7 protein-coding genes are annotated in these 6,763 nt (G+C 40.5%); 3 read left to right on the top strand and 4 right to left on the bottom strand.

The features are described 5' to 3' along the window. Nucleotides 1-704: 704 nt before the first annotated feature. The gene (locus R2B77_RS17665; RefSeq protein ID WP_203249320.1) at nucleotides 705-1,568 is read right to left on the bottom strand and encodes a nucleotidyltransferase-like protein; all 864 of its coding nucleotides are present in this window, start codon (nucleotides 1,566-1,568) and stop codon (nucleotides 705-707) included. 129 nt (nucleotides 1,569-1,697) lie between these two features. Here R2B77_RS17665 and R2B77_RS17660 point away from each other — a divergent pair, with 129 nt between their 5' ends. Next, nucleotides 1,698-2,075, top strand: a complete 378-nt coding sequence (locus R2B77_RS17660; RefSeq protein WP_203249321.1) for a DUF2614 family zinc ribbon-containing protein — start codon at nucleotides 1,698-1,700, stop codon at nucleotides 2,073-2,075. Nucleotides 2,076-2,120: 45 nt separating this feature from the next. On the opposite strand, the gene perR is transcribed toward R2B77_RS17660, so the two are convergent. The 3 genes from perR to bcp all read right to left on the bottom strand — a co-directional run bounded on the left by perR (nucleotide 2,121) and on the right by bcp (nucleotide 4,128). Continuing rightward, complete coding sequence (gene perR / locus R2B77_RS17655) at nucleotides 2,121-2,564, bottom strand: transcriptional repressor (protein WP_203249322.1); 444 nt, start codon at nucleotides 2,562-2,564, stop codon at nucleotides 2,121-2,123. Between the two features lie 122 nt (nucleotides 2,565-2,686). Continuing rightward, the gene (locus tag R2B77_RS17650) at nucleotides 2,687-3,631 is read right to left on the bottom strand and encodes an NAD(P)-dependent oxidoreductase (RefSeq protein WP_203249323.1); all 945 of its coding nucleotides are present in this window, start codon (nucleotides 3,629-3,631) and stop codon (nucleotides 2,687-2,689) included. Nucleotides 3,632-3,651: 20 nt separating this feature from the next. Beyond that, nucleotides 3,652-4,128, bottom strand: a complete 477-nt coding sequence (gene bcp, locus R2B77_RS17645; protein ID WP_203249324.1) for a thioredoxin-dependent thiol peroxidase — start codon at nucleotides 4,126-4,128, stop codon at nucleotides 3,652-3,654. Nucleotides 4,129-4,255: 127 nt separating this feature from the next. On the opposite strand from bcp, the gene R2B77_RS17640 reads away from it, so the two are divergent. Continuing rightward, nucleotides 4,256-5,560, top strand: a complete 1,305-nt coding sequence (locus R2B77_RS17640; RefSeq protein WP_203249325.1) for a glutamate-1-semialdehyde 2,1-aminomutase — start codon at nucleotides 4,256-4,258, stop codon at nucleotides 5,558-5,560. A 60-nt stretch (nucleotides 5,561-5,620) separates the two neighbouring features. Further along, nucleotides 5,621-6,703 (top strand): FUSC family protein, encoded by a 1,083-nt coding sequence (locus R2B77_RS17635; protein WP_203249326.1) that lies wholly within the window; start codon nucleotides 5,621-5,623, stop codon nucleotides 6,701-6,703. The last annotated feature ends 60 nt before the right edge of the window (nucleotides 6,704-6,763 follow it).

Genomic DNA, 6,763 nt, shown 5'->3' with positions numbered 1-6,763 from the left:
CAAACTCTCCATAATACCTGGCGGACGATACGCAGCGCATTGCGTTGTCGACTTCGTTCGTTCAATCGGTCACGTACCCAAAAGTACGCTCCCTCTTTCTCTCACTCGTCTCCTAGCACTGCACTACGTCTCGTCCACCAGCGGTAATAATAAGAGAAACTTGAATAGCTCGAGTTTCTTTGCTGGCATTAAATTAATAATGTCATGTGTTTTGCTTGGGTGCGTTAAGCACCTTTGCTGTATTTCATTGACGTTTTGCTGTTCAGTTTTCAAGGTTCATGTTGATATTATTTGTCACTGCATTTTCGCAAGCAACTTTCATATCATATCAAGATGCATCCTCAGTGTCAACAACTAATTAAATTTCTTTTTCCGTTGTTTCCTACTAAGTCAGAAGTGCAACGTTTTACATCTTAGCATCTCTCATTGATAGAGTCAACGATTAATTTCGTTTCCTTTTTCTTCAAAGAAGTTATGCAATACCACTTAGTTATTTTGCTTAATTCCCCAAGCGACGTTTATCATATTAGCATTTATAACTCTTCATTGTCAACTAGATTACGAAAATAACTTTAGCCTTCATTATTTTAACCCTTTTGCGGATACTACAGGTTTTGAATTGAAGTAGCTCAATTCAAAACCTGAGCATATTATTTCCCGCAGCTAAAAGGAAAGCGATCGCACACAATCTCCCCCGCTTCCAGTTACTCCACTCTATAATCCCTATGAAAAATCAGTTCATTCTTTGAATCACTTTGAACCACTTGGATAAATCCTTTATCAATAAGAAATTCTATAAATACCTCTAAGTCGATTGAGTACATCCTAACTTCTTCATGCTCATGGAGTTCTTGAATTGCCCAAAGCTCTTGTGTCGCCATCACGTCCATAACATGACGTGCTCCATCCGCGGTGCGATTATGAATAAAGAACTCGCTTGCAAGAAATAGCAATTCTAATCGTTTCTCTAAAGGTTCTTCGCTCATTATTAATTCCTCATATAGTTTATAAATCGCAGGATCAATCTTTTTCACCTGTGACCACACCGTCACTTCCGGAAATAAACCATTTTCAATAATGGCGAGTCTGGCAAGATGATGAAGCGATTTGACTACATGATGATAGGCATCCATATAGTTTCCTTGCTCGAAAAAAGTCTTTCCTTCCATATAGCCTCGCACAAGCTTTGAAAATTCTAACCCCATCTTCATCTTTTGCCCGTAAAAAGGATACTCCTGTAACTCCGTCCGTAATTGTTCCACAAATTCATTGCGATCGTAGAAGACCTTACCGTAGAATAACCAATCAACCACTTTTCGTTTCGATCCAAGGAGTAACCACTTGCGTAATTGTTTTTCACTAATAATATGCATTGCAGCTTTCCCGTTTCCATCCGTATAATGTTTCGTAAAGATAGGGATCTCTTCGTCAGCGGTAATGATTAAGAGGATCGCATCGAATGTATCCGTAATCGGATCCCCTTTCCCTCTTTTTTCTACCAAAATGACGCCTAACGTCTCTGGAAAGCTTGCCCGTTCCTGATAAATCGGCCTAAGTACTTGTTCCACTACCACACCTCCCTGTCATTTCCTTTCGACAAGGAGTCGTAAATCTCCTTTATTTGAAAGTCGGATAAATATCGTAAAAAGCGAAATATATGCTATAGTAATTAAGGATCTATCAAGGAGGAACGCTAGATGAAACCATATAAAAATAAGATAAACCGTATACGTTCGTTTGCTCTTGCTTTAATATTCATTGGGGTCGTCATTATGTACATCGGAATTTTCTTCAGATCAAACGAGATCGTCATGCTCATTTTCATGACACTCGGCTTTCTCTCCATCATTGCGAGTACTATAGTTTACGCATGGATCGGTACGTTATCAACACGAGCTATTCAAATTCAATGCCCAAGTTGTGGCAAGCATACGAAAATGCTTGGACGTGTTGATATGTGCGGGCATTGTCGTGAGCCTTTGACACTTGATGCTTCATTAGAAGGCAAAGAATTTGATGTAGCTTATAACCGTCCCCAAAAACGAACAGCTAAACAGGCAGATGACACAAAATAAAAAACGTCTGATCTAACTTCTTAACGAAGTAGATCAGACGTTTTTTTAATTGGCGCTCGCAACACGCGTAGCACATTCAGGACATGTCCCATATACTTCAAGACGATGCGAGTTCACTTCAAATCCTGTAACATGGGAGGCAAGACGTTCAACTTCTTCAAGTCCAGGATGGTGGAAATCAACAATCGTTCCACACTCGTTGCAAATAATATGGTAATGATCATTTGTCACAAAATCAAATCGACTCGAAGCATCCCCATAAGTCAATTCTTTCACGAGCCCCGCATTTCGAAATACACGAAGATTATTATAAACTGTTGCAACACTCATGTTAGGAAAATCGCTTTCCAGTGATTTATATATTTCATCAGCCGTCGGATGTAATTCAGAAGAGATAAGATACTCTAATATCGCATGTCGTTGCGGAGTAATTCTTACACCATTTTTTTTCAATGCGTCTAAGGCATCCTTCAATCTCGCTTCAGACATCATACATGCACCCCAATCCATAAAGATTATCTCTTTATAATTATTATAATTAGTTTACTTAAATTAGGGTGCATATGTCAACTAAAGCGATTAGGTAGGTCTATTTCTCCTCTTTTACAAAGTCAATATCCATCCTCTAGGTCAATCAAATTCCGAAGATCTCGCTCGCCACTTAACCACTTTTCCAAATTTTCTTCTATAACTACAAGGGCTCTGTCAACATACTTCCCTGACAGACTAGATACATGTGGTGAAACCGTACAATTCGAGAGGGACCATAATTCATTTTCTTGAGCTAACGGTTCCGTTTCAAATACGTCGAGCACCGCATGTCCAATGACTTCATTTTTCAATACTTCTATAAGAAGGGCTTCATCAACTAAGTCACCACGACCAAAATTCAGGAAAACAGCTGTCTCTTTCATCGCTTCAAAATGTTCTTTAGTAAGAAGCCCTTTCGTCTCCGGCGTACTTGGCAATACTGAAATAATATAATCAACTTCGGGTAGTCTAGAAACTAAGCTATCAAAAGTAATCATTTCATCCATCGACTCACATGCTCTTCCCGAACGGTTGCAACCAATTGTTTCAACTCCAAATGCCTGAAGCAGTCTACCAATTTCCGAGCCGATTGCGCCAGGACCCAGAATAAGCGCCGTCGATCCTTTCAATTCAGTTGAACCGACTTTCCGACTCCATTCCCTCTCCTGTTGCCGTTGGTAAATGAGAGGGAGCGACCGCTTCAGTGCTAGAATATGTGCCAACACGGATTCAGCCATCGGCGTTTTATGAATACCACGAACGTTTGACATCACTAGCTGCCTCTTCGAAATTTCAGCAAGCGGCATTTTTTCAACACCAGCAGAGGCGACCATCAGCCATTCAAGGGATTTTGCCTGGTTGAGTAGGGTCACATCTATATCCTCGCCATACGTAACAATTGCATTAGCTTTCTCAATTAACTGTACTTCCGGAGTTTTGCCATAACGAAAAGAAACTTCAGGAAACTTCGTCAACAAGCGTTCTTTCTGATGTTCTTTAATCTCAAACGTGAACAATACTTCCATCATACATCCCCCTAGCTACCTCAAGATTTCACTAACTGCTCCAACGTCGCAAACGCTTCTTCTATATGTCCCGCAACTTTCACTTTACGCCATTCCTTAACAACCGTCCCTGTCGGATCAATCAAAAACGTCGAACGCTCAATGCCCATATACTCCTTACCAAAGTTCTTCTTCAACTTCCAGACATCATATAGTTCTGCAACTTCATGATTTTCATCGACAAGAAGAGAAAAAGGCAGCCCATGTTTCCCAATAAACTTGCCATGCGAAGCCTCACTATCTGGACTCACCCCAAGCACTACTGCATTGAGTTTACTAAAATCCTCATAGGCATCACGGAAATCACAAGCCTGCGTTGTACAGCCTGGCGTAGCATCTTTCGGATAAAAATAAAGAACTACATATTTTTTACCAGCAAACTCTTTTAATGAAACTACCTCTCCCTTTTCATTTGGCAATGAAAATTCAGGTGCATGCAACCCTTCAAGTGTCGTCATCGTCTATTCCTCCTATATGTTCTTTTCTTAATCCTATCGAACATCCTCTATAGTTTCAATTTCTTTGGCGTATACGCTCTATTTTGTTTACAATAGAAGGGTGATCAATTGAACGGAGGAATTATTTATGAACAGATCAAATTCAGAACAAATTTATAATGAAGCATGCGAGCATATCGTAGGAGGAGTGAACAGTCCATCACGCGGCTACAAAGCAGTCGGTGGCGGAGCACCTACAGTAATGGAACGTGCAGAAGGCGCTTATTTCTGGGATGTCGACGGCAATCAATACATTGATTACTTGGCAGCATATGGTCCGATTATTACGGGGCACGCACATCCGCATATTACTGAAGCCATTGTGAATGCAGCTAAAACAGGAATTCTATATGGCACACCTACACGCCATGAAGTAAAATTCGCAAAAATGTTGAAGGAAGCAATGCCAGGTATGGCTAAAGTTCGTTTCGTTAACTCAGGAACTGAAGCTGTTATGACAACAATCCGTGTTTCACGCGCATATACCGGCAGAACTAAAATCATGAAATTCGCAGGCTGCTACCATGGCCACTCTGACCTTGTACTCGTCGCTGCTGGTTCTGGTCCTGCGACTCTTGGAACGCCTGATTCCGCTGGCGTTCCAAAATCGATTGCTGAAGAAGTAATCACAATTCCATTCAATAATCCAGAGGCTTATAAGGAAGCAATGGCAAAATGGGGAGATGAAATCGCTTGTGTCCTAGTCGAGCCAATCGTTGGAAACTTCGGGATTGTTGAACCTAATGAAGGATTCCTACCACTTGTGCATGAACTCGCTGCCAAAAAAGGTGCTTTGATTGTATATGATGAAGTAATTACGGCATTCCGCTTCCATTATGGTGGTGCACAAGATTTACTTGGACTTACTCCCGACTTAACTGCTTTTGGTAAAATTATCGGTGGCGGATTGCCAATCGGTGCTTATGGTGGTAAAAAAGAAATTATGGAACAAGTTGCTCCACTAGGACCTGCTTATCAGGCTGGAACAATGGCTGGGAATCCTGCTTCCATGCTTGCGGGTATCGCTTGTTTGGAAGTCCTTCAAACACCTGGCGTTTACGAAGAAATGGATCGTCTTGGTACCATTCTTGAAACCGGTATATTAGCGTCAGCAAAAGAGCACGCCATTACGCTAACAACAAATCGTTTGGGCGGAGCTTTGACACTATTTTTCACAGATGTAAAAGTAGAAAACTACGAGCAAGCTGAGGCAACAGATGGTGAGGTCTTTGCAAAATTCTTTAAACTGATGCTCAAAAATGGCATTAATCTTGCACCATCGAAGTATGAAGCATGGTTTTTAACAACTGCCCATACAGAACAAGACATTAAAGATACACTCGTTGCAGTCGATAAATCCTTTAAAGAACTGGCAACACTACTGAACGGTTGACCACGCTACCACTTTAAGGTACAGTAGCGAAAAATGGCCTTAGCAGAAAGGAATATTCCTATGAAACTTGGTGCCCGCATTTTTAAAACGGGCATTGCGATTGTATTCGCATTGTTCCTAGCAGAGCTGTTACAGTTGCCAAATCCCTTATTTGCAGGGATTGCAGCTATCTTTGCCATTCAACCGACAATCTATAGATCTTATTTGACAATTATCGAACAGATTCAAGGAAATCTCATTGGCGCAGTTACTGCCGTTACTTTTGTACTTCTATTTGGTCATCAGCTAGTCGTTATTGGTCTTGCGGCAGTTATCATCATCTTAATCATGATTAAACTGGGACTGGAAAAATCAATTTCACTGGCGCTTGTCGTCATGATCGCCATTATGGAAATCAAAGGCGATGAGTTTTTATCATTTGCATTACTACGATTTTTAACCATTCTTATCGGAGTTTTAGCGGCTTTCGTTGTCAATTTGCTATTTATGCCACCGAAATATGAAACGAAACTGTTCGAGTCTATCCATTTAGCACAAGATGAGATTATTCGTTGGACCCGACTTGCTGGTAGACAAGCCTCTGAACATATCGCGACAAAGAAGTCACTTAAAAAGTTAGCAGAGCGTCTGACACAAGTCGAAGAATTTTACCTTCTATTTAAAGAAGAACGGAGCTACTTCAAAAAGAATTCACGTACCAAGGCGAGAAAGCTAGTGATTTATAGACAAATGGTCGCTACTTCAAAAAGCAGTTATGATGTCTTGAAAAGATTGCATCAATTTGAAAATGAGTTGATTAAACTACCAGAGCATTTCCGAATGATGGTTCAGGAACGCTTGGACACTTTACTCACTTATCATGAACAACTCCATTTAAAATTTGTTGGTAAGTTGAAGGTTGATAAGGAGAGCGCTAGCCAAAACGACGACTATATACAGCGCCATGAAGTAATGGAGATATTCGCGAAGGAGATCGGGATTACAAAGGAAGAAGAGGAGTTTTCTACTTACCATCTTCTGCATGTTCTATCATCCATTTTAAATTATGAGGAGCAATTGGAGCATCTGGACATGCTTATTGTCTCATTCCAAAAATATCATAATAACGAAATGAATATGAAATTAGAAGAAGAGATCTACTAAATAATAGTATAAAAACCAAAAACAGCCTTGAAGTCATTGATGTGCACCCCAAAAGTTAGA

This window comes from Sporosarcina beigongshangi (assembly GCF_033485195.1).
Taxonomy (GTDB): Bacteria; Bacillota; Bacilli; order Bacillales_A; family Planococcaceae; genus Sporosarcina; species Sporosarcina beigongshangi.
Note: the sequence above shows the minus strand (reverse complement) of the source record. Positions and strands in the feature narration are given on the sequence as shown.

Bases quoted from the DNA above. Each gene is read 5' to 3' on its own strand.
- R2B77_RS17660 (WP_203249321.1), top strand. From the start codon at position 1,698: ATGAAACCATATAAAAATAAGATAAACCGTATACGTTCGTTTGCTCTT.
- bcp (WP_203249324.1), bottom strand. From the start codon at position 4,128: ATGACGACACTTGAAGGGTTGCATGCACCTGAATTTTCATTGCCAAAT.
- perR (WP_203249322.1), bottom strand. From the start codon at position 2,564: ATGTCTGAAGCGAGATTGAAGGATGCCTTAGACGCATTGAAAAAAAAT.
- R2B77_RS17650 (WP_203249323.1), bottom strand. From the start codon at position 3,631: ATGGAAGTATTGTTCACGTTTGAGATTAAAGAACATCAGAAAGAACGC.
- R2B77_RS17640 (WP_203249325.1), top strand. From the start codon at position 4,256: ATGAACAGATCAAATTCAGAACAAATTTATAATGAAGCATGCGAGCAT.
- R2B77_RS17635 (WP_203249326.1), top strand. From the start codon at position 5,621: ATGAAACTTGGTGCCCGCATTTTTAAAACGGGCATTGCGATTGTATTC.